The sequence below is a fragment of the Stenotrophomonas sp. B2 genome, from assembly GCF_014947095.1.
GTDB lineage: Bacteria > Pseudomonadota > Gammaproteobacteria > Xanthomonadales > Xanthomonadaceae > Stenotrophomonas > Stenotrophomonas maltophilia_P.
Genome location: NZ_JADCQA010000003.1, coordinates 129,557 through 151,182 on the forward strand (window position 1 = coordinate 129,557; position 21,626 = coordinate 151,182).

At 68.8% G+C, this 21,626-nt stretch carries 11 protein-coding genes; 4 read left to right on the forward strand and 7 right to left on the reverse strand.

Annotation, left to right across the window (positions count from 1 at the left end):
• Positions 1 to 51 precede the first annotated feature (51 nt).
• From IMX13_RS04375 to IMX13_RS04395, 5 genes are read right to left on the reverse strand one after another with little or no spacing between them, the layout of a single operon-like run.
• Positions 52 to 1,797 (reverse strand): putative porin, encoded by a 1,746-nt coding sequence (locus IMX13_RS04375; RefSeq protein WP_193395855.1) that lies wholly within the window; start codon positions 1,795 to 1,797, stop codon positions 52 to 54.
• Between the two features lie 42 nt (positions 1,798 to 1,839).
• A complete protein-coding gene (locus IMX13_RS04380) occupies positions 1,840 to 2,505 on the reverse strand; it encodes a TonB family protein (protein ID WP_193395856.1) in 666 nt (221 codons plus the stop codon).
• 39 nt (positions 2,506 to 2,544) lie between these two features.
• Complete coding sequence (locus IMX13_RS04385) at positions 2,545 to 2,958, reverse strand: biopolymer transporter ExbD (RefSeq protein WP_053516303.1); 414 nt, start codon at positions 2,956 to 2,958, stop codon at positions 2,545 to 2,547.
• A 10-nt stretch (positions 2,959 to 2,968) separates the two neighbouring features.
• Positions 2,969 to 4,753: a MotA/TolQ/ExbB proton channel family protein gene (locus IMX13_RS04390; protein WP_193395857.1), complete on the reverse strand. Its 1,785-nt coding sequence runs from the start codon at positions 4,751 to 4,753 to the stop codon at positions 2,969 to 2,971.
• Positions 4,754 to 4,791: 38 nt separating this feature from the next.
• Positions 4,792 to 6,414, reverse strand: coding sequence for a ShlB/FhaC/HecB family hemolysin secretion/activation protein (locus IMX13_RS04395; protein WP_193395858.1), 1,623 nt, complete (start codon positions 6,412 to 6,414; stop codon positions 4,792 to 4,794).
• Positions 6,415 to 6,675: 261 nt separating this feature from the next.
• Between IMX13_RS04395 and IMX13_RS04400 the strand changes: the two genes are divergently transcribed.
• A complete protein-coding gene (locus IMX13_RS04400) occupies positions 6,676 to 6,951 on the forward strand; it encodes a hypothetical protein (protein WP_227255298.1) in 276 nt (91 codons plus the stop codon).
• 7 nt (positions 6,952 to 6,958) lie between these two features.
• On the opposite strand, the gene IMX13_RS04405 is transcribed toward IMX13_RS04400, so the two are convergent.
• Complete coding sequence (locus IMX13_RS04405) at positions 6,959 to 7,417, reverse strand: general secretion pathway protein (protein ID WP_053516310.1); 459 nt, start codon at positions 7,415 to 7,417, stop codon at positions 6,959 to 6,961.
• Positions 7,418 to 7,532: 115 nt separating this feature from the next.
• On the opposite strand from IMX13_RS04405, the gene gspH reads away from it, so the two are divergent.
• The 3 genes from gspH to IMX13_RS04420 are packed head-to-tail and all read left to right on the forward strand — an operon-like array spanning position 7,533 to position 8,949.
• Positions 7,533 to 7,979 carry a type II secretion system minor pseudopilin GspH gene (gspH, locus tag IMX13_RS04410; RefSeq protein WP_053516372.1) on the forward strand — a complete coding sequence of 149 codons (447 nt, stop codon included), beginning with the start codon at positions 7,533 to 7,535 and terminating at the stop codon, positions 7,977 to 7,979.
• Positions 7,979 to 8,338 (forward strand): type II secretion system minor pseudopilin GspI, encoded by a 360-nt coding sequence (gene gspI / locus IMX13_RS04415; protein WP_193395860.1) that lies wholly within the window; start codon positions 7,979 to 7,981, stop codon positions 8,336 to 8,338. Before gspH ends, gspI begins: the two co-directional genes overlap by 1 nt.
• Entirely contained in the window at positions 8,335 to 8,949 is a 615-nt protein-coding gene (locus IMX13_RS04420) for a prepilin-type N-terminal cleavage/methylation domain-containing protein (protein ID WP_193395936.1), read from the forward strand. The genes gspI and IMX13_RS04420 overlap by 4 nt, the downstream gene beginning before the upstream one ends.
• 221 nt (positions 8,950 to 9,170) lie before the next feature.
• Here IMX13_RS04420 and IMX13_RS04425 read toward each other — a convergent pair whose 3' ends face one another.
• The gene (locus IMX13_RS04425; RefSeq protein ID WP_193395861.1) at positions 9,171 to 21,569 is read right to left on the reverse strand and encodes a filamentous haemagglutinin family protein; all 12,399 of its coding nucleotides are present in this window, start codon (positions 21,567 to 21,569) and stop codon (positions 9,171 to 9,173) included.
• Between the last annotated feature and the right edge of the window lie 57 nt (positions 21,570 to 21,626).

Sequence of the window (21,626 nt, forward strand, 5' to 3'; positions counted from 1 at the left end):
GCATCGCTGCACCCCCGCCACGTTTCGTGCCGGCCCGTCATCGCTGGCGGCTCAGAAGCCGGTGTTGAACTCCAGCTGGAACACATCGATCGCCAGCGGCGGGCCCGACACCGCCTTGGCAGCCATCCACTTGCCGCTGATCCAGCTGCGCGCGTCCAACGCATAGGCACCACCCACGTAATAGCCGCGCGCGTTGGTGCCACCCAGATGGAAGTTCGGATCGTTGTAGGCATCCGGCAGCGCATCGGCCTCGATCCGCTTGTAACCCAGCAGTGCCTGCCACTGCCCCTTCTCCTTCAGGTCGGTGGCGCCGAACGTTGCCTGCAGCATCCATGCGGTGTCGCCGCTGCGGAACGTATCGATGCCGGGAGCTTCACCCGCACCGAAATTGTTGACGATGCCGTTGTTGGCGCGGCGGAACATCGCCTGCGTGTCGTATGCCAGGTTGCGGATGAAGTCGCCTTCCAGGCGCAGTCCGATGTCCTGCGCCAGCCGGGTATCCCAACGCAGGTTCAGCGTGGCCAGGCGGAAGGCGGACGCCAGGCCGACATACTGCGGCGTCGGCGTGCCGGCTGGATCCATCGGATTGAGCGCGATGTCGCGGATCAGCATCAGGGTATTGCCCTTCTGCATGAACGCCGGGCGCGACCAGTCGGTGTCGCAGCCGACGGCGCCGGAGTACAGGGCACAGGGCGAGGACAGCCGACCGCTGATGTTCTTGAAGTCGTAGTAGCCCAGTGCGGCCCGCAGTGCGTTGTCGTCGTTGAAGCGCCAGTTCACGCCAGCCTGCGCGCCGGACAGCCATTTGTTCTCGTTCGGCGACTTCTCTCCGCTGCGGCTCTGCAGGCTGTCCGAGGTGTACTCCAGCGGCGCCACGGCAAGGGTGCCGAACAGGTCGAGACCGCCGTCGCCGAACCCGTACTTCAGGTTGGCGGCCAGTCCATCGAAGTTCAGATCGTTGGAGAACAGGGTGTCGCTGCTCCAGAACGGATTGCCGAAACGGCCACCACGCACGGTCAGCCAGTCGGCCGGACTGTAGGCCAGCCACGCCTGGTCGAGCCACACGTCCTTCTTGCTCAGGCCGCCCCCCAGCTGCTCGGTGGTGGACACCGGGCCATTGCTGCTGCCGCTGGCCAGGCGGATGCCAGCGGTGGTGTGATCGCCGATCATGGCCTCGACCCCGAGGCGGGCGCGGATGCGCCACAGGTTACGGCGGTCCTGTCGGGTGTTGAGCAAGGGCGGCAGCTGCAGGTTGGTATTGGTGTTGGTGTCGAATCCACTGCCCGCATTGACCGCGGCCCAGTTGCTGACGATGCCGCTGTTGTCATCGCCATAGAAGCGCGACTCGCTGCGCACACGCACGTCCCCGGTCACCTTGATGCGCTGTGTCCATTCGGCGACCTCATTCGGCGCCGCCCAGCCCTCCGCCTTCGCCTGCGCCATTACGTCCTGGCGCACTTCGTCGCGGATGCCATCACGGACACTCTGCGGCACATAGGGCACACGCACATCGCCCGCCTCAAGCGCGATGCCTCCACTGCTGGCCGATGCAGCACCGGCAGCACCGCGCTGGGCTGCTACTGCCTCGGCTTCGGCCTGCACCAGCAGCGCCTGGCCGTCCTCGGGCTTGAGCGCGCCACTGGCCATCAGGCCTTTGATCAGCTTGATCATGGTGGTCTCAGCAGCCATTGCACCGGCCGGCGCCGCCAGGCTGAGCAGCACAGCGCAGCACAGCAGCGCCCGTCGGGCCGGCCGCGACGGGCGGGAGTCGGTTCGAGCGCGGACGTGGTTGTTCATCACGGTTCTCATCGGAAGAAGGGAAATCGGGGAAATCACGGTTCACGCCCCCGGCCTACGGCCCTGCACAAGCACGCGCGCGGGGAAGTCCAGTGAAGGTGGCGGCGGCTGGTCCACCCGGCCGATCTGGCGCAGCGCGTCGAGCACGGCGGCGTCGGCCTCTTCATTGCCGCTGCCGCGCACCAGCTCGACTTTCTCCAGGCGCCCATCCGGCGCCAGCCACACGTTCACCTGCAACTGGAAGGCCAGGCGCTTGACCCGCGCATCGCGCGCAATCGCCTGCTGCACCAGGTAACCCAGATAGCGGCCATAGGTGGCATTGCCGGCACCACCGCGACCGGCACCGGACCCGCCGCCGCCACTGCCCGCCTGGATGCCGAAGTTGTCACCGCCCGCCTGCGCGTCGGCGTTCATGGTCACCGGGTCGGCGTTGTCCGGCGTCGGCGTCGGCTCCTCGGCCGGGGTCGGCTGATCCAGCGGCTCTGGCTCGGGCAGGGTCTCCTCCGGCGGGGTCTCCGGTTCGGGGGGCTTCTCAGGCGGCGGCGGTGGGGGTGGCGGCGGGGGTGGCAACGCCAGCATCGGCGGCTGCACCACGGGGCGGCGGGTGCTGGCCGTGTCCTTGAACAGCAGCCACCACAGCACGGCGCCCACTACCAGCAGCACCGCCAGCACCAGCGCGACGGTCACCAGCAGCGGGCGGTCACGCATGCCGGGCTCCGGCCGTGGGGAATGAGGGCCGGTCATGCCTCAGCCCTGTGCCTTGCCGGTGACCAGGCCAACCTGGGCCAGTTCCAGCCGCCGCAGCAGATCCAGCACCTCGACCACGCGCGCGTACTGCACCTGGGCGTCGCCACGCACGATTACCGGGAAGTCCGGCGAGGTCGCGCGCTCTGTCCGCAGGCGGTCCTCCAGCTCGGCCATCGTCACCGGGTAGGCGTCAAGGAACACCTGGCCGCTGGGATCGATGGTGATCGCCTTGGTCTTGGGCTTCTCCAGCGCCACACTGTTGCTGGCCTTCGGCAGGTTGACCTCGATGCCGGGAATGGAGGCGTTGCTGGTGAGGATGAAGATCACCAGCACCACCAGCAGCACATCGACGAAGGGCGTCACGTTGATGCCCTTCTCGCGCTTCTTGATGCCGAACTTCGCCTTCTGGGCCATGACGCGCTCCTCAGCCCTGCGCCGTGGCCGGGCCGCGCCCGTCCTGCTCTTCAGCCAGGCGGGCGGCGAATTCGTCGATGAACACGGCCATGTCGGCACCGATGGCCTCGGCGCGTGCGCCCAGCCAGTTGTAGCCGAACAGTGCCGGGATCGCGACGCCGAGGCCGGCGGCCGTACACAGCAAAGCCGCCGCCATGCCCGGCGCGACCGAGTTGATGTCCACCGCACCGGCCATCGCCGCGACCACGAACACCAGCATGATGCCGATCACCGTACCGAACAGGCCCACATAGGGCGCGCCTTCGATGGTGGTGGACAGCCAGTTCATGCGACGCGACATCGCCTCCTGCTCGCGCACCATCACCGCATCCATCGATGCGCGGATCGCCGCGATGGTCGCCGCGCTCAGATAGCCGCCGTTGCCGTCGCGCTGGTGGCGTTGCTGCATCTCATCGATGGCCACCTGATAGATGCGCCACAGCGAACCGTCGCGCATGGCCGCCGGTGCCTGGCCCTGCCGGTCCATGTCCGAGAGCGTGCGCAGCGGCACGCCCGCCAGCTTGCCGAAAGCATCAGTGAACACCGCATTGGCCTTGCCGGTGCGGCCGAAGTGACGGCTCTTGGCGATCATGATCGCCCACGACATCAGCATCATCAGGCCGAGGATGGCCACCACCACCCAGGCGTCGAACGGCATCGCCTTCAGGATGAAGCCGAAGTGACTCTGGCCCGTGGACTGCTCATCGGCGCCATAGCTGATCAGGCGTGAGTCAGCGCCCTGCGCGGTGGCATCGGCCAGCAGCAGTGCCGCCGGACGCGCAACGCGAGAAATCCGCAGTTCATCCAGCGCACCGTCGAAGCTGGCCAGCGGCTGCTCGGCACCCGGCGCGTCAGCACCCACCACCGCTGCGGTGGACAGGGCCGGAAGTTCGCCGCTGAGCTGCGCCACCACGTGGCCATTGAGATACAGCTGCAGCGACCCCTTCTCCGCCGTCAGCGCCAGATGCGCCCACTGTCCCTCCGGAATCGGCTGCGCAGGCGTGCTGCGCTGGCCATTGAGCTGCACGAACGGCACCCGGTTGTCGATGCCCAGCAGCAGTTCCGCGCTGCCATCGCGACGGGCATAGATGGCCTGCGCCGCATTCTGTGCACCCGGCTTGATCCACGCGGACACGGTCAATGGCGCGCCGGCCTCCTGCGCCAGCGAAGCACTGGCTGGCAGCGGCAGCGCAGTGCCGGCGAACTGCACGCCGCGACCGATCACCGAACCTTCGGCGGCCGGCACCACTGCGCCCGCATTGTTGCCGTAGGCCGTGGTGTCACGTGCCGGGGCATTGGCGTCGGCGAAGTGGTAGACCAGCGTGTAGTCCGGATCGAATACCTGCTGTCCATTGCCGCTGGCCGGCGCCTTGTCGTTGCCGTAGTACATCCAGATCGTCTGCGGTGCGGCGGCGCTGACGGCCGGCACATCCACCCACACCAGGGCCAGCCCCAGCGCCGGGTCGAACTGCTCGATCTGGTGCGCCAGCACCGTGCGCCCGTCTGCCGACACGAAACGCAGATCGCTGCCGGCATCCTGGGTGCCGTCGAAACCGAAGTTGCCCGTATGCAGGCGCAGCAGCAGCGGGGTTCGACCGGGATCGCCTGCCAGACCGGCACCCTGCGGGCCTGCGTCGATCGTGATCGGCTTGCGGTATTTCCATTCGGCCTGCCACCAGCTGGCATCGGCCGCAGCGGCGGGCAGCGCGATCAGCGCGGCCAGCAGCAGCAACATCCGGGAAAGCAAACGGTCCATGCGAGGGGTCTCCGGAGAACGCATGTTCAAGGGAAGGGTCAGTAACTGGTGCTGATGTTGAAATGCAGCCGCGGGTCGTCCTTGCGGGTCACCGGCCCATCGGCATAGGGCCACGCATAGTCCAGGCGCAACTGCAGGTGATCTCCCAGGCGCAGCTGCGCGCCGAGCCCGACCGAGGCCAGGTTGTACTGGTCGCGCTGTTCGGGCAGCGGCCGCCGCAGGCGCAGGTAGGCCGCGTCGGCAAAGCTGTACACGCGAAGCTGGCTGCCGCTCCACAGCGGCCATGCCGGGGTGCGCCATTCCAGGTTCGCCACACCGCCGTAGTCACCGATCGCCTCGGCCGACAGGTAGCCGCGCACGGTGTACATGCCACCGGCGGCGAACTGCTCGGCCGAGACCAGTGGCGCATCGGTCACCTGCAGGGCCCCGCGTGCATACCATTGCCAATCGCTGCCGAAGGTATGCGTATTCGACACATCGGCCTTGAGTGCGACGAAGCTGGGATCGGCCCACGCCCGCTTCTGGCTGAAGTCGTACCCATTGCTGCCATAGCCGAACAGGCGGCGGGTTCCGGCCACCAGCTGCGTGCTGATGCTCAGCTGGTCCTGTTCGCCCTGGCGCACACCCACGAATGCCAGCGTGAGCGGTGCGTACTTCAGGGGAGTCTTCAGGTTGTCGCTGCCCATCCAGGTGTCCTCCTCGGTGTCCTTGAAGTCGACGCCGAGGCTGAGCTGCCGCCACCATGCAGTGCTGCCGGGCAGGCGGTAATTGAGCTTGAGGCCGATCGAATGACCATTGCCGATCACGTTGGTGCCGGTTCCCGCGCCCCCCTGGCCGCCGGCATTGAGCACGCGGCTGTCGGAGGTATAGCCCGATGCCTCCAGGCTCCAGGGGCTGCCTTCAAACGGCAGCGTGTACGACGCCGAGAACACCTTGGCCTGATCGGTATCTTCCGGAGCGAGGAACACGCCGAGACTGGCGCTGTGCCCGCGTCCCCACAGGTTGTCATGCGCCAGCGAGGCACTCAGGCGCAGTTTCTCGGTGTCGGCACTGCGGTCATTGTTGAGTGCGGCGCTCGCTCGCCAGGGCGACTTTTCTTCCACCTGCAGGTCCACGTCCATCGTGCCGGGCGTCTTTCCCTCACGGACCAGCGGCATCACCTGGCGGCGACCGCCTTCGTTGAGCGCGGTCAGTTCCTTCTGCGCCCGGTCGAAATCCGGCACCAGGCCCTCGGCCAGCGCCGGTACCCGTGCGCGGATCCGCCCCGCCGCAGCAGGCGCCGCACCGACCACGCGCAGTTCGCCGATCGGCGTCTGCTGCACCTTCAGCAGCACCACGCCGGCACTGACCTGCTGCTCGGGCAGTTCCACGTACACCGACTGGTATCCCGCCTGCTGGTACAGCGCGCTGACTGCATCGCGCGCCTGCTCGACGTCGGCCAACGTCCTGCCCGGGCCGAGATAGGGCTCAACGGCGCGCTCGATCAGACGCGGATCAAGTACGGTGTTGCCGCGCACGATGTACTCGTTGATGTTCACCCTGGCCGCCGGCGTGGCATCCTGCGCGAGCAGCGGCAATGGCAGGGACGCCACGGCCAGCGCGAGTGCCCGCGGACGCAGGCGCAGCGGGAGTCGGACAGCTCGGCACGGAACAGGCGTCATTGAAGGCATCGCGTCGTATCGAAGGAAGTGGCCAGGGAGCGGCGCGTGGGTCTACCCACAGGACGTGCAGGGCGCGTCAAAGCCGCCAACAGTTTTGTGACAGCACTGTCATCTGTTGACGGCGGCGGAATGCGCGCAGGCGGACACTGCGCCCGCCACCCGTCCATGAAGCAGCCGACATGGGGTGGCGGAAGATAGGAGATGAGCATGATCCTGACTGCATGGCGCTGGCCTGCCGTGGCGTTGCTCGCGTCCATCGCGATGCCGATTGCGCACGCCGATGACCGCGCAACGCGCGCGGACACACCGCCCTGCATCGACGTGCAGGTCAACGGAGAGCGCATTCCGGCCTGGGAATGTCTGCAGCGCAGGCTCGCACCGGCACCGCCACGTGCACGATCACCGCGCCTGTCCGAGTCGGAGCGGCTGATGCGGCAGCCCGGCAACCAGATCATGCAGTACAACCTGGAAGGCACCCGGCAACGGATGGGCGACGCCTTTGGTCGCTCGGTGACACCGCAGCGCCCCTCTCGCTGATCGCGCCTCAGTGCCGCCCCGCAGCGGCAGGCACGATGCCGTCGGCAGGAACGGGCGGCAGCGCGGGCACCGGCAGGCTGCGCGACCGCCCCGCCTGCTGCAGTTCGATGGTCTCTGCGCCGATGCCGGCCAGTACCGTGGACGGTCCCAGACGCTGCCCCGGCACATAGGCATCGACCGCGCCGCCATCGACCGACAGCAGTGCCAGCGGTGCGTGCGCGCTGGCCATCACACCCAGTACCACTACCTCGGTGTGGATCGCACCCGGTGACAGCAGCCGCACCAGCGGAGCGCTGGCCGCAGCGTCGAACGGTGGCCGGGCCGGTGTCGACGGCCTTACCGCGCTGGCCGCCGCCGGTGGTCCTGCAGCGAACAGGGCAATGCCCCAGTAGGCCATCACGGCCAGCAGCAGCGTCGCCGCCAGCAGTGTCAGCAGGTGATTGCGATCCCAGCGCCTGCCGTCCATGTTCCGCACCTTCGTCGACATTGACGGCCACCACGCTAGCAGTCGCCGCTGACGCTTTTGTTTCATCATCCGCCGCTACCCTGTCCGCGATCGGCAGGCACAGGAGGCGATGTCGATGCGGCGCATCCCGCGCGGCTTCACCCTGCTGGAACTGATGGTGGTGCTGGTCATCATCGGCATCTGTACAACGGCCATCGGCCTGGGCCTGGGCACACTGCTCGATCCTGCGCGCCAGCTCCGTCAGGAAGGCGAGCGATTGGCGCAACGCCTGCAGGTGGCACGCGATGAGGCCCGCATCGATGGCCGCAGCCTCCGCTGGCAGGCCGATGCCGAGGGCTACCGTTTCAGCCGACGCGAGGGCGACCGCTGGACCGACGTGCAGCGCGACGACCTGCTGCGCCCCCAGCGGTGGCAGAGCCCGGGCATCGCCGTACAGCCGGCGGCAGCCATCGAACTGAGTCCGGAATGGATCGGCGTGCCGTGGGAGCTGGCGCTGTCGCTGCAGGGGCGACAGCTGCGCCTTCGCGACGACGGCAGTGGACAGCTGCAGGTCGTGCAGTGATGGGGCCGCGGCGGGGGTTCACCTTGATCGAGGTACTGATCGCACTGGCCATCGTGGCAGTCGCGCTGGCGGCGGTGATGCGCTCGGTGGCAGTGGCAACCGATGACCAGTCGCGGCTGCGCGACCGACGTCTGGCACTGCTGTGCGCACAGGACCGCTGGCAGGAACTGCGGCTGGCCGCGCAACCGCCCGCGGATGTGCAGCAGCGCTGCGTGCAGGGTCGCAGCCGCTTCCTGGTGCGGCAGCATCTGGGCAGCGGCAGCGACGGGCAGCCGCTGCTGGAGCTCATCGTGGTGGCGGAGGATGCACCAACGCAGTCGCTGGCACGCATGCTGCTGCCATGGACCGCTGCACCGTGAAACGGCGCGTGCAGGGCTTCACCCTGATCGAAGTGATGATCGCGATCACCCTCATGGGCGTGCTGGCCGTGATCTGCTGGCGTGCGCTGGACAGCGTGTCCAGCAGTGACCAGCGACTGCGCCAGGCTGATGCAGGCACCAATGCCGCATTGCGGGTGCTGCAGCAGTTCCAGCGCGACATCGAGATGCGTGCGGACGATGCCCTGATGAATGGTGCGGTACGCCCCGCTGACGAGCCACAGCGGCTGCTGCCGCCGGCGCTGGTCAGCGAACGGCAGGCCGACGGCAGTTTCGCGCTGGAGATCACCCGCAGCGTCGGCAGCGACGGGCTGCGCTGGCAGCGGGTGCGCTGGTGGCGCCAGGGAAATACCCTGTGGCGGGCCAGCGGGCCGCCATCGGATCACTATCCGTTGCCGCCACCAGAGCAGTCACGCGGGCTGGCCGTGGCGCACGATGTCCAGTTCTTCGATGTGCGCGCCTGGCAGCCGGGCGCCGGCTGGACGACGCTGCCCAGCCAGGGCCTGCTGCTGCCGGCCACCGGGCTGGAACTGAGGCTGCGGCTGCGTGATGGCCGCGGTCCGTTGAGCTACCGTCGCGTCCTTGAACTCTAGCCGCAGACGCAGCTGCACGCCGTCGACCCACGTCATCCGGGGCGCAGCGTCCGCCATCCCGGCCAACGGGCGCTGTCCCGCGCCCGGTGGCGCCTGTGGGTGCTCCTCACCGCCGATGGCTGCTCCCTGCCCTCCGTGCCGTCCTGGCGGGGGCCGCCACCGCTCCGTGGCAGCGGGCCCGATTGCGGATCGCCACGCACCGCGTGGATCACCCCCGGCAACTATCGACGCTGTGTGCCACCCTCTCCACGCGCCTGCGGTTCGCGGGCCTGCGGGAACTGGAAAGCACTGTCTACGTCGTAGCCGCTGGCCGCGGTCGTGCCGCGTGCCGGCGGGTTGATGCTGCTGCTGGCGTTGCCGAAGCCCAGGATCTGCACGCTGATCACCGAAGGCTGGTTGCGCCGGGCATCCTCCTGGCTCTTGCGGATCACATCCTGCGCCGCCTGGCTGGCACTGCTGGCGGCGGCGCTGGCCGAAGCCAGCGCGTTGACGTTCACCGACGCCAGCACCGGCAGGCCCTTGCTGTCTCCCTGCACCTGGATGTTGGCCGCATTGAGTACCTGCAGCGCGGCCAGATTGATGTTGCCCGAGACACGGATGCCCGCCTCGCCCGCATCGATGGTGCCCAGCGGCGCGATCAGATCCACATCGCCCGGCGCGACTTCCGCGATCGGATTGAGGGTGGCAATGCCCGCACCACTGGCCGGCGCCTGGGGCGACAGGATCACATTGCCCCAGGTGTCATAGACGCGCCGTGGCGGTGTGTACAACAGCGTGGTGCGCGAGCCGCGACCCGCATTGATGTCGCCCTGCTCCGACCACGCCAGGATGTCGCCACCGAACGTGGTCATCACCCGCGACAGGCCCAGCAGCACGCTGTCCTGGCTGAACAGGCGGATATCGCCCTGCCCCTGGGTGACGAGGCCGGCACTGGCAGGCGGCACCACCCCCTGTACACCCACCACGATCTGGCCTCCCGGTGCCATCAGTTCGATGTTGCCGCCCGCCTCGGTGCGCACACCGGAGCCACCGTACATCACGATATCGCCGGTTCGGTCGATCGTCGCACCGGCCGCATTCCTGTCCGGCATCAGCGTGGCGATGGCCTCGCGCCCGCGCAGATAGGAGCCGAAGCGCGGCCCTTCCGCATCGGTGTACTCGCGTCCGCCTTCGCGCAGCTCGGCGTAGTAGATCTGCCGCAGGAAGATGCGCTGCTGTTCCTGCGGCAACGCATCGAACGCAGCCAGCGCTGCCTCGCCATCGGCGGCCATGCCGAAGCGTTGCTGCAGCCACTGCTTCAGTTCCTGGTCGTAGACCTTGACTGCCCTGCCCGGCTGCGACGCAAGCGATTGCGCGGGATCGGCCAGGTTTGCGGGATCCAGATAGCGGGCACGCAGGGCGGCGAAATCGATCTGCTGGTTGCCGGCCGTCAGCGCGATGCTGGCACCCGGACGGGTGTCACCCTGCACGATGCCACCGAGGCTGACGATGCTGCCCGCCTCCTCCTGGCGCAGCTGACGGCCGGCACTGATCTCGACGTTGCCGGGGCCGGCGATCGTCGCGTCCAGATGCACGATGTCACGTCCCGCCGCCGCCACCGTGATATCGGTGGGCGCGCTGTTCAACGCGGTCATCGACACGCCGAGGATGTCCCGCCCTGCCCGCAGCTGCACCGCGCCTGCTGCCTCGAACCAGTTCAGCTGCGTGCGCTGCCAGGCGGTGCCGTCGAGCGTGCGTTGGGCGCCTGTCGCCAGGCCGATGATGTCGCCCTGCACGGCGTAGAAGCGGCTTGGTGCCAGTGCCGCGGAGACCGTGGACAACGGCGTACCGGGGCCGAACGCGAACAGCGGAAGCGATGCCTCCGGCGAGGCGATGTTGCCATCGACCGACAGGTTGTGCCGCGGGCGCGTCACATTACCGCTGGCATCGCGTTGCTCGGCAACGAATGCGGGGTCGAACGGCCCCGGCATGCGCGCATCCGCGCCCGAGCGCGTGATCTGGGTCGCGCCGCTGCGGGCGAAGATGCTGCCGCCGGCCAGGACGTCCAACCGCCCGGTAGCCGAGGGCGCCAGCAGGATCACATCCTGCGTCCCCGTCACGGCACTGATCCGGTCCAGCTTGATGTCACCCTGGGCGGCAACGGCGCTGAAGCGCGAAGGATAGAGCCAGTAGTTCAACAGCTCCTCCCGGCTGCCCGGTGCCAGCGCAACCTGCTCGGGCCACAGATTGCTGCCGGTCACGTTCTCCGGCCCGGCGAGGCCCGGCGCGAGGTCACCACCGGCACTGAACAGATCCACGGCTGTGTTGGCGGTCCACAGGGAGAACCAGGTGCTGCCCGCAGCGCGGCTGCCGTTGTCCTGCACCACCGTGCTGTAGTTGGCCAGTGGAACCCGGCCGGCATCGGCGACGCCGCCGAGCACCACATCACCCCGCGCCTGCAGCTGCGCGACCGCATCGCCCAGCACCAGCACCGGGCCGCCCATCGGGCGAGCGGCGTCGGCGGCGAACAGATCGGCTGCACGCAGCTGGCCCAGCGTCGCGTAGCTGTCCAGGGTGACACCCATTGCACCGATGCGGCCCGCGTCGAGCAGCAGGCTGCCACGCAGGTTGCTGAAGGTACCGTTGAGGTCGAGATTCTGTGCGGCTCTCGATGGATTGAGGCTGGAGATCGTCGCCTGCAGATTCGGGTTCAGCGCGCCACCGATGCGCAGCTGCAGGTCACCGCCACCGGTCAGGTGCAGCTGGCCATCACTGACACGGCCGGTCGATCCCACGGCAGCGATGATTGCACTCGAATGCGGCGCCGTCAGCGAGCCCAGCGCGTCACCCATCGCATCGCGTACGCCGGCGTGGCGCCCGGCCTCCAACATCAGGTTGCCACCGCCCAATGTGCCGAAGCCGGTGAAGCCCACCATCCGCGGGGTACTGCCGGCGATGGCCGACACGTTGGTGTACGTACCGAAATTCACCCACCAGCTGGTCGGCACCGGCTCCACGCCGGTCGTGCTGCCGGTCCCCTGCCGCCACAGCCAGTTGCCGACCGCGGCACTGGAGTATTGCGCCTGATCGCGTTCACTGCTGCCCGACTCGGCGCGCGCGGTCCAGACATCACCGACGATATCGCGCCCGGCTTCGACGCGGAGGTTGCCGCCATGATCGGGATACCAGGCCTGGTATCCCGCGATTGCGGCGTCATAGCTGCCCGGCACCAGGTTCTCACCCAGCAGCGCGGTGTTCCAGGGCGCCGCCGCGCGCGGTGAATCAAACGCGGCGTCACGGCCCTCGCCGAGTGAGCTGGGCGTACCGGCGGTATAGACGCCGAACCCGGACTTCATCGCAACGTCGCCCGCCGCGAGCAGTTCCAGGTCGCCCTTGCCGGTGCGCAGGACACTCCAGGCCGGTGTACCGGCGCGCTTGCCATAGGTGGTGACCTCGGTCTGGGTGCCACCGCCGGCACAGTAGTCCGGTGCCATTCCGCAGAATTCGTCCTCGGTCATGCCCAGCAGCTCGGCGAAGTCCTTTGCCGGCGTGCCGACGTAGGATTCATCGCCCCAGAAGTCCAGCGAACCCTGCGCGGCGACCTGTCGCGGCGCGGGGCCGCAGTAGCCATCGGAAAGCGCGCAGAACTCATCCTCGCTGAAGCCGAACATGTCTGCCAGCTCGGAAATCGGACGGCCGGCATAGGAGGTGTCGCCCATCCAGTCCAGTGACGCCTGTTCGGTCAGGACCCGGTCGCCCACCCAGATGATCTCGGTCGTCACGGTGCCGACCGAGCCCTGATGGGTATCGGCAAGCACCACGCTGCCGTCGCTTCCCCAGCGTCGCGAACGCGGATCCGCGGCGTCGCTGTCAGCCCCCGCCACCAGTGTCATGTCCCACGATGTCGTACCTTCGGCCAGCATCGGGGCAAGCGCCCAGTTGCGTCCCTGGTTGCCGTTGGCGTCGGCAGGACGCAGGTTCACCGATGCGTCGCCGGGCAGCTCCACCTTGGTCAGCGATGGAATGTACGCGCCTACCTTGAGCTCGACTTCCCGTGCCAGGCGCAGGGTCACCGGCAGCATCGCACCGGCCGGCCAGTCCTGGGCGGCCATCTGCACATCGCTGCGCAGGCGGAAGCCAGCCCCCAGTCGCGCACCGGCCGCCAGCACCAGCGGCTCCTGCAGCACGGTGCCCGCCGCCAGCGTCTGCCCGGAGTCGGTGGTCACCGCCGCACCCAGCACCGTGCCCGCGGGCAGGCGCAGGTTCTGCGAGATCACCATCGGCGCGGGCAGCACGGTACCGACCGGAAGCGTTACCGATTCGACCGGCACGTCATAGTTCAGGCGGGTACCAGCCTGGAACTCCGTACCGGGCTGCAGCTTCACGCCCTCCACCGGCACCACCAGATCGCCGCCGAACGGCGTGTGACCGGCGGTGCCGTTGCGGCTCTCATGCAACTGCCATCCTGCCTCGTCCGGATTGGCCGGTGGCGGCGCGAAGCCATCGTTGATGCTGCCGTGCACGTTGATGTTGCCCTCCGCGCGCAGCACCAGCGACGCCGACTCGCCGAAGCCGCGCCGCGCCGGATCATTGCGATCGGCCTCAGGCCCATAGCGGTAGCCGGACAGGTCGATGTCACCGGATACGGTCAGGTCACCTCCGGGATTGGCCTCGCTGCGGCGGGCGAGGACCTGCACGCCGGGGCGCAGGCGATGCGTGCCCAGCGCAGCCGTGCGTTGTCGGAGATCCGCATTGGCCAGCGCGCCGTCCATCCACGCGCGGTTGTCCGGATCGACGATCTGGTCCAGCCACTGCTGGGTGACGCGCTGCGCGCGGTTGCCGTTGACGTCGACAGTGTCCGCCAAGGGCGCGTCCTCATAGCGTCGCACCGCATTGACCTGGATATCGGCCGCACCTTCGACGCGCAGACCGTTGGCGACCGCTATCGCCGCATCGTTGCCGCCGATGCGGGGCGCATCGATCTTCAGGGTGCCGCGGGCCACGCCGTCGTTCTGCCCGCGGCCGCCGCCCACCGCCACAGCCGTCCCCGCGCGCAGGTCCAGATGAGCGCCGGCGCCGATGTCGATCCCGCCGGCGGCGCTGCCCAGTTCGATCGTGGCCCGGTTCGGGCTGTCGATGATCTTGCCCTGGCTGTCCACGCGCAGGCCGGTGCCATGCGTATCCAGCGTTCCCTCCACCTGCAGACCGTCACGTGCGTACAGGCGGATCGCACCGACCTGTTCGCCGCTGGCGTCGATGCGCCCCGCTACGCGCAGGCTGCCTGCGTCGAGGCTGATGTCGACCCTGCGCGCCTTCACCTCGTCACCGATCAGCAGATCACCCTCACCGATCCGGAACGTGCGCCCGCCGGTGACACCGCCCGCGTTCAAGCGCTGGTTCAGGCCTGCGAAGTCCTGCAACGTGCCGGCGCGAACCACGATGTCTGCGCCGTCGTAAGGCACCACGGTGCCACCTGCGTCGTAACGGCCACTGGCAGCCCCCTCGATGCCACCGGCCAGATCGGCCCGCCCGGCCAGGGCGTTCACCGTCAGCCGTCCGCCGCGGTTGTTGCGCGCCGACAGATCGATGCGTGAGGCGGCATCAGTGCTGACGTCACCCGCATCGCTGGACAGCAGCACGTCGCCGCCCCAGCTGTACCTGTCCACGTCGTACAGCGTAACCCTGCGTCCCGCCAGATCCAGCGCCGCCTGGCCGCCGAGCGCGATGCCGTCGCGCGCGTTCACTGACAGGCGGCCGGAGGCCAGTGCGATCGTGCTGTCCAGCGCGATCCGCTGCGCATCGATGCTCAGTTCGCTGCCCAGCGCGTCGCCGCCGGTCGTGCCGCGGCCGCCCTGCAGACGGAAGTCGCCGCCGGTCCGCACCCGCAGCTGCGCACCGGGATCGGCTGTCAGCAGCGGCGTGTCGATGCCGATGCTGCCACCGCTGTACTGCCAGCCCTTGTCCGCGAGATAGTCACCGCGCTGCTGGTACACGTCCAGCGTGCCCTGCGCGGAAAACAGCAGCTGCCCGGATGCGCTGAGGTTGAGCGCGCTGAAGCCGAGTATCTGGCGGCTCGCGGGCACCTCGGAGCTGGGACGGCTGAACGGCGCGCGCGCCAGCTGCAGGTTGCGGGTGACGATATCCAGCTGCCCCGCGCCGAGCCGGTCCACCATGGGATCGGCCGGCGGCGCCGACGCATCGCTGCCCGGTGCCTGCGTCGCCGCCAGCGAACCGTCCCAGACCAGTGTGTCCACCAGGATGCGCGCACGGTCGCTCGCCGCACCATAGCCATGGATGGCCTGCGCGCCCAGCACCAGCGTCTGCAGGCCACCGCGGCCGGTGGCACTGTCGCGCGCGTCCAGGTCGACACTGCCGAACACGTTGACCGAATCGCGTGCGACCAGGCTCAGCGTATCCAGCGCCGGTGCGCCGGTGGCATCATTGCCGCGCAGCAGCTGCTGCAGCACGGACTGGTTCATGGTCATGCCATTTGGCAACGCCCCTGCGGCCGCTGCCTGCGCGATCGCCTCGGCGCTGCCGAGGTTGAGCGCCGCCATGCTCACGCCCAGCTGGCGCGTGCCATAACGGGCGGAATCGCGCATCTGCAGCACGCCATCGGTGGCCACCCCGATGCTGCCATCGGATACCAGCCGTGCCTCGCCTTCGCAGTCCGTCTGGCAGCCGCCGATGTCGATCGCGACCGGCCCTGCCGCCACGCCGGTCGTACCGGTGATCAGGTTCAGGCGCTGGTTCGAGACGGCCAGCAGGCCGCCATTGACCTGATAGGGCACGGTCGGCGCGGACGCGGTGTCGCGTGCGAAAGACAAGGTATCGAGTGTCGCCCCGGCTTCGACCAGGATGCCGCTGCCACCGGACGCCGCAGCCACCAGTATCTCCGGCGCCTGCAGGGTCGCACCGGAGCGAATCGCCACATCGCGCACCGCGCCGGACACCGCCACCAGCGAAGCCGTCTCATTGAACTGTCCGCCGATCACCATGCGTTCCGGCCGCAGCGCATTCAGTGCGTCGTCGGTGAAGGTCGCGCCACGATCGTGCGCCTGCGACGGACTGCCGGCAGCAGCGATCTCCAGCGAACCCACGGCCGGGCTGGCGAGCGTGGCGAACAGGGTGCCGCCGCGTCCCTTTTCATTGGCCGCGGAGAAGCGCGCCGTGCCGGCGAAGTCGATGGCCGCGGTTCCCTCGCGGCCAGCGCCTTCACCCAGTGCCAGGGTCAGCCCCAGCGCATCGATGGTCTGCCAGCCGCGCGCCTCGCCACGACGGTCGGCGGTGGCCTGCACGAAGCTGTTGTAGCTGGTTTCGTTGTAGCCGGAATGCCGGCGCACCACCGCCGCCGGCGTCAGCAGGATGTCGGTGAGCAGCGGCGACGCCACCCCACCCAGTGCCGATCCCTGCTGGCCGGACACGCGCCAGGTCCCGGTGCCGGTCTGGATCGGCTGCGGTACGCCGGAGGTTCCCGTCGCGCCCAGTTCGACGCGGAATGCACCCGGCTGCAGCGCGAAGCTGGCCGGCAGCAATGTGTAGGTCCCCGCAGGCAGGCCGGGAACGCCGGCGGGTACGGTGATCTGCTGGCCCACCGCTGGAGCAGAGAAGCCATCATCACTGCTGGGTGCGAAGCTGCCGGCACGTCCCGGCACAATCGCGTACACCGGGTTGCCGGAGGCACTGAACGCATAGCGCGGGTTGGCATCGGCCAGCGCAGTGCGCAGCACGTCGACGGAGCCACCGCGGCCTGAGACAAATGCCGCGCCGGTCAGTTCGCCGCCACCTGACACGTCCAGCAGCGCACCGGCATGCACATCCACATCGTTGGCGGTTACGGTCACGCCCTTGGACGCAATGCCACCCGGCGTCAGTGATTCCAGGCTGCTGCTGCCTCTTCTCCACGACACGCCGTCCACGGTACCGCCGTAGGGCAGCGCCAGACCTGCGCCACTGGTGGAGGTGATGCTGCCCGGCAACAGCTCCACCCGGCTGGCACGTGTGCCGCCCAGGATCAGGCCGCCCAGTTGCAGCGCCCCCATCGGCGCCTGCACGTTTCCGCCCTGCTGCACGGTCGCTGCCACCAGCTGCAACGCGCCCAGCGCTGACTCCGGCGGAGTGGCCGCCGCCGTGCCGGTACCCCGGATGCGCAGCACCGCATCCGGATCTGACCAGTATCCGGGCGTCGCCACGGTCGCCGCAGACGCACCCGCGACCAGATAGCCCGTCGCACCGGAGGTGGGGTACAGGCGGGCGGCACTCACGTCCATCGACCCGCTCGCCATCAACGCACTGATCGATCCGCCGTTGGACACCGCGTTGAGCAGCCGCACGTCGCTGCGGCTGTCCAGCACGACCTGGTTGAAGCCGGGCAGCCAGGTGACATCACGGATGTCGATCAGATCAGCCCTCGCCGACAGCACGTGGTCGCCTTCCGCGGCCGACGCCACGGTATCGGTAACCACCAGGTTCTCACCCGGCAGCGACTGCCAGTGCGACTGTGCCAGCAGCAGGTGCGGAGCACTCAGCGAAATGCCGCTGGACTGCGGTGCTGCCACGGCCATGCCGAGGCTTGACTGCCCCTGTCCGTAGATGCGCAGGCTCTGGCCCATGCGCAGGTCGACATCGCCCTCCGCGCGGACGTCACCGAACACGGACAGGGTGTCGAAGCCACCGGCCTGGATCTGCTCCACCGACAGCGCCGCGTGCCCGTACTCCAGCCGGTCCGGCAGCACCGCGTCGACCGGGCTGCGCTGGCTGAGCGTGATGCCACGCGCGCGCAGTACCTCCTCGCTCGCACCGCGCGCATGAACGCTGCCACCAAAGGCTACGCCCAAGGTGCCGCCACGCGCGCTACTGCCGCCGGCAGAGGCATCCATTGCGCCGTCCAGGTACAGCGCGTTGGCCGAACGCAGCACGATCTGCCCGCCGTCGCTGTCCACCCGGGTCCGTCCCTTCCCGTCGACATCCAGCGGCGCCGAGGCGCCTGCTGCCCGCAGCTGCGCGCCACGCTCGAGCACGACGAAGGCTTCAGGCGGACGGTTGTCCACCGACGCAGAGCTCTCCCAGTCGAGCGCGCCGCCGATCTCGATGCGCCCGCCGGCCCGCACCTGTCCCTGCAGGCGGCCACCGGCATCGGCCAGTGACACCGCATCCGCGCTGGCATCCAGCAGCGCACCGTCGGCGAACCGCCAGGTCCGTTCGCTCCGCTGCCCGGCATACAGCGTGGTCGGCAGGCGCACATCGTCGATGCTGATGCGTCCCCCCTGCGCACGCAGCGTACCTTCCACGTCGATGTTGCCGGCGCCGAGCAGGGAGATCGCCTGCCCCGGGTCGACCTCGATCAGTGCGGCCTTGCCCACCCGCAGGTCGCCGCCGACGCTGTTGCGATCCGAGCGCAGGCTCACGCTGGCACCGCTGCGCTGGCGGACCAGCCCGCTCATCGGATCGGCACTGTAGAGCGGTGCCAGCCAGCGCTCCAGTGCGTCCTTCCGGTCCGTCGCGGCGCGCGCGTCGGCGGTGATCCGAAGGCCCGGCATGCGCGCTGCCAGCTGCGTGCCATCGGCAACTTCCAGCCCTTGATGGCCATTGATGTCGTACTGGGCAAAGCCGCTGCCAAACAGGCCGGCATCGATCTGCAGCGCGGCTGCATCGGCCGGATCCGCATCGCCTACCCGCACCCGGCCACCGGTGCCCAGCGAGAACGTGCCGCTGCCCTGGCCACGGCCACTGAACCGGCTGCCCTCGCCCAGCTGCACCCGGCCGCTGCCGTCCGTTGCCACCGTGCTGCTGTTCGCCTGCAGACTGATGCTGCCCCCTTTGCCGACACGACCCTTGCCGCGCAGGTCCAGCGCGGCGCCGGCCTCGACGTCGACCGTCGCCCCCGCGCCCACCCTCACGTCATGGCTGTTGCTCAGGCTCAAGCGGCCGCCATCCGTCCAGGCACCACCCGCATCCAGTGGCTCTCCCAACGCTGCGTTGCTCCATTCACCGGCAAGATCGATGTAGGTACCGTCGGCAATAACGGTGCGTGCGCGGCCATCGTGCAGCAGTGCCGTCGGCCTGCCCTGCACCTCCAGCAGGTTGCCCGCCGACAGCTGGCCACCGGCAATGCCGATGTCGCCCGCCAGTTCAACCTCGCTGCCAATCAGGTTCAGCTGTCCGCCCGCCTGCAACCGAAGACGGCCGTCAATGCTGATGCGATCGGCGCTCGCCAGATCGATCCGCCCCCACTGCTGGGCACTCAATTCTGCGATGTCCAGCCACACCGTGTCGCGCCGCTCCTCCCCGACCGGTGCCAGCAGTGACCACGCCGCCGTCTTCGGCGCCTTGTCATCCACGCGCACGTCCGAACCGAACACCCCGCTGCGGCCCTGGCCGTCATAACGCCCGAGGTAGAGCTGCGCATTGCGTGCTGCCGCCGTCTGCGCCTGTGCATAGCCGTCCAGTGCGGCATCAGGCCGGCGGTTCTGCTGCGCGCCCTGGAAGGTGGCGGTCTCCACACGGCCCTCCAGCACCGCCGTCGGGGCGGAGACGATCAGGCGTCCTGCATCGCGGCCGACCGTATACCCGTTGTCGACACGCTGCGCCGCGAACACGACCGGATCGCGGAACGTCTCGGTGACGCCCCAGCGCTCCTGTTTCACCTCATGGCCGTTGTACACCCCGTCGAACAGCATCTCCGCCGGTGCGTCATCAAGGCGGTACACCTGGCCATCCACGCCGCGCACCCAGCTCTGCCGGATCACGCCGCTCTGCACATCCAGGCTGCCACCCGCAAGGTTGATGCTTGACCCACCATGCGTGATCACTTCACTGCCACCCAGCAGGACGGTGCCTCCCTGCGCGGCCCATTCGCCGATCGAATGCCCCTGGTTGTCGAGGTAGCCGCCCACTTCCAGCAGGCCGCCTGCGGCATACCAGCGCTCACCGTCGTAGCCCCCGGTTCCGGCTGGCACGTGGATGAGCCTGCGGCGGTCGACCCAGACCTCGCTGCTGGTCAGCTTGCCGCTGTCGCGGTTGTCCAGCGCATCGCGCAGTTCGTTGCCCTGCACCTTGATCTGGACATTGTTGCTTTCCATCGAGACCTGCACGCCCACGGCACCCGACACGTCCACGCGTGCTGCATCGTCGACGTAGCTGCGGGCCGCCGCGTCGGCGATGACCTGGCCGCCCGTGGCAACCGTGAGCGAATCGGGGCGGAAATGGATGTTGCCACCGGAGACGATCTCCACCCGCGACTGGTCGCGTCGGTCGTTGTGCTGGGAGAGATTGTCGAAGGTTGCCGAGCGCGCACCCGCGCGGATCGCATCCTGCTCTGCCGATTCCCTGATGAGGCTGTCGCGCTGGGTGTCCAGTGCCGTGGCCTTGCCATCGTCCTCGATCAGCACCGCCGTGGTCGATCCATCGGCGAGCGTGACGGTGCTGCCGGTATCACTGGCCGAGGTCAGAAGATGCACGGTGCCGCGCTGTGCGAGCGTCGTGCTGGCCACGGCCACGCCGGCCTGCTCGACATTGCGTCCGGCCAGGGTCACGTCACCCTCGCGGGCACGCAGCAGGCCGGTATTGCGCACGCTGCCCGCGGTAGTGTCGGGGATGAAGCGCGGCGCGATTTCATTGCCACGCGTGGTGGAGCTGGTATTGGCTGCGGTGCCGACGCCGCGCCGGATCACGAAACTGTCGCCGGCAGCCAGCTGCACCTGGCCCTTTCGCGCCTCGATCTGGCCGGCGTTCTCCACGCTGTGTCCCGCCAGCAGCACGTAACCGCCGCCACGCGTGGCGCTGGTCGGCTCGTGGGTCGCGATACGTGCGCCCCGCTCCACCATCACCTTGCCAACGGCATCGCTCAGGGCCGCCGTATTCGTATCCGCGCTGTACAACCCGGTGTCGCGGAACTGGCCGTCGCTGATGCGCGCCGCCGCCGCGACCAGGTTGCGGACGTTGACCTGGCTGTTGTTGCCGAACACCACGCCGTTGCGGTTGGCCACGAACACGGTGCCGCCCGCGGTGAGCTGGCCGAGAATCTGGCTGGGCCGCGCATTCGGATCGTTCACCCGGTTGAGCACGGCCCAGTCCGGGTTCTGCAGGAAGTTCAGCGTGGTGTTGCCGCCGATATTGAAGGTCTCCCAGTTCAGGATCGCCTTGTCCGCGGTCTGCTCGATGCTGACCTGGACGCGTCCGTCGCTGCTCTGCGACTGGATCGCCTCGCGGGCGTTGATCCAGCCCCGGGTCAACGGATTCTCATCGACCTTCAACCCGTCCCTGCCCAATCCGTCGGCAACGATGAACCCGGCCTCCCGCCGCGATTGCCGCGCCTGATCCTGCAGGCGCTGCTGCAGGGCGATGGCCTGCGCGGCGGTGCCGAGATTGTCGATCGACTGCTGCAGCTTCTGCCGCGCAGCATCCTGCTGCTGGGCCGGCAACTGGAACTGGATGGGCACGCCGTTGGGCATGCGCCCGCTCTGGCTGGCAGCGCCCTGCGCTGCGCCGCGCTCGGCGAACCAGGCCGGGCTGAACGCCTGCTGGGCCTGGCTGGCCGGGGCGACCACGCTTCCCAGTGCGACCGCGATGGCCCAGGCCATCGGATGATTGCGGCGCATCGGCGCGGCCGGATGAACAGCGGACGGGAGCGGGTGCGACATCGTAACCTCATCAACCTGGTGGACCGCACTGGCGGCGGTGATCGGAGACACGCGCAA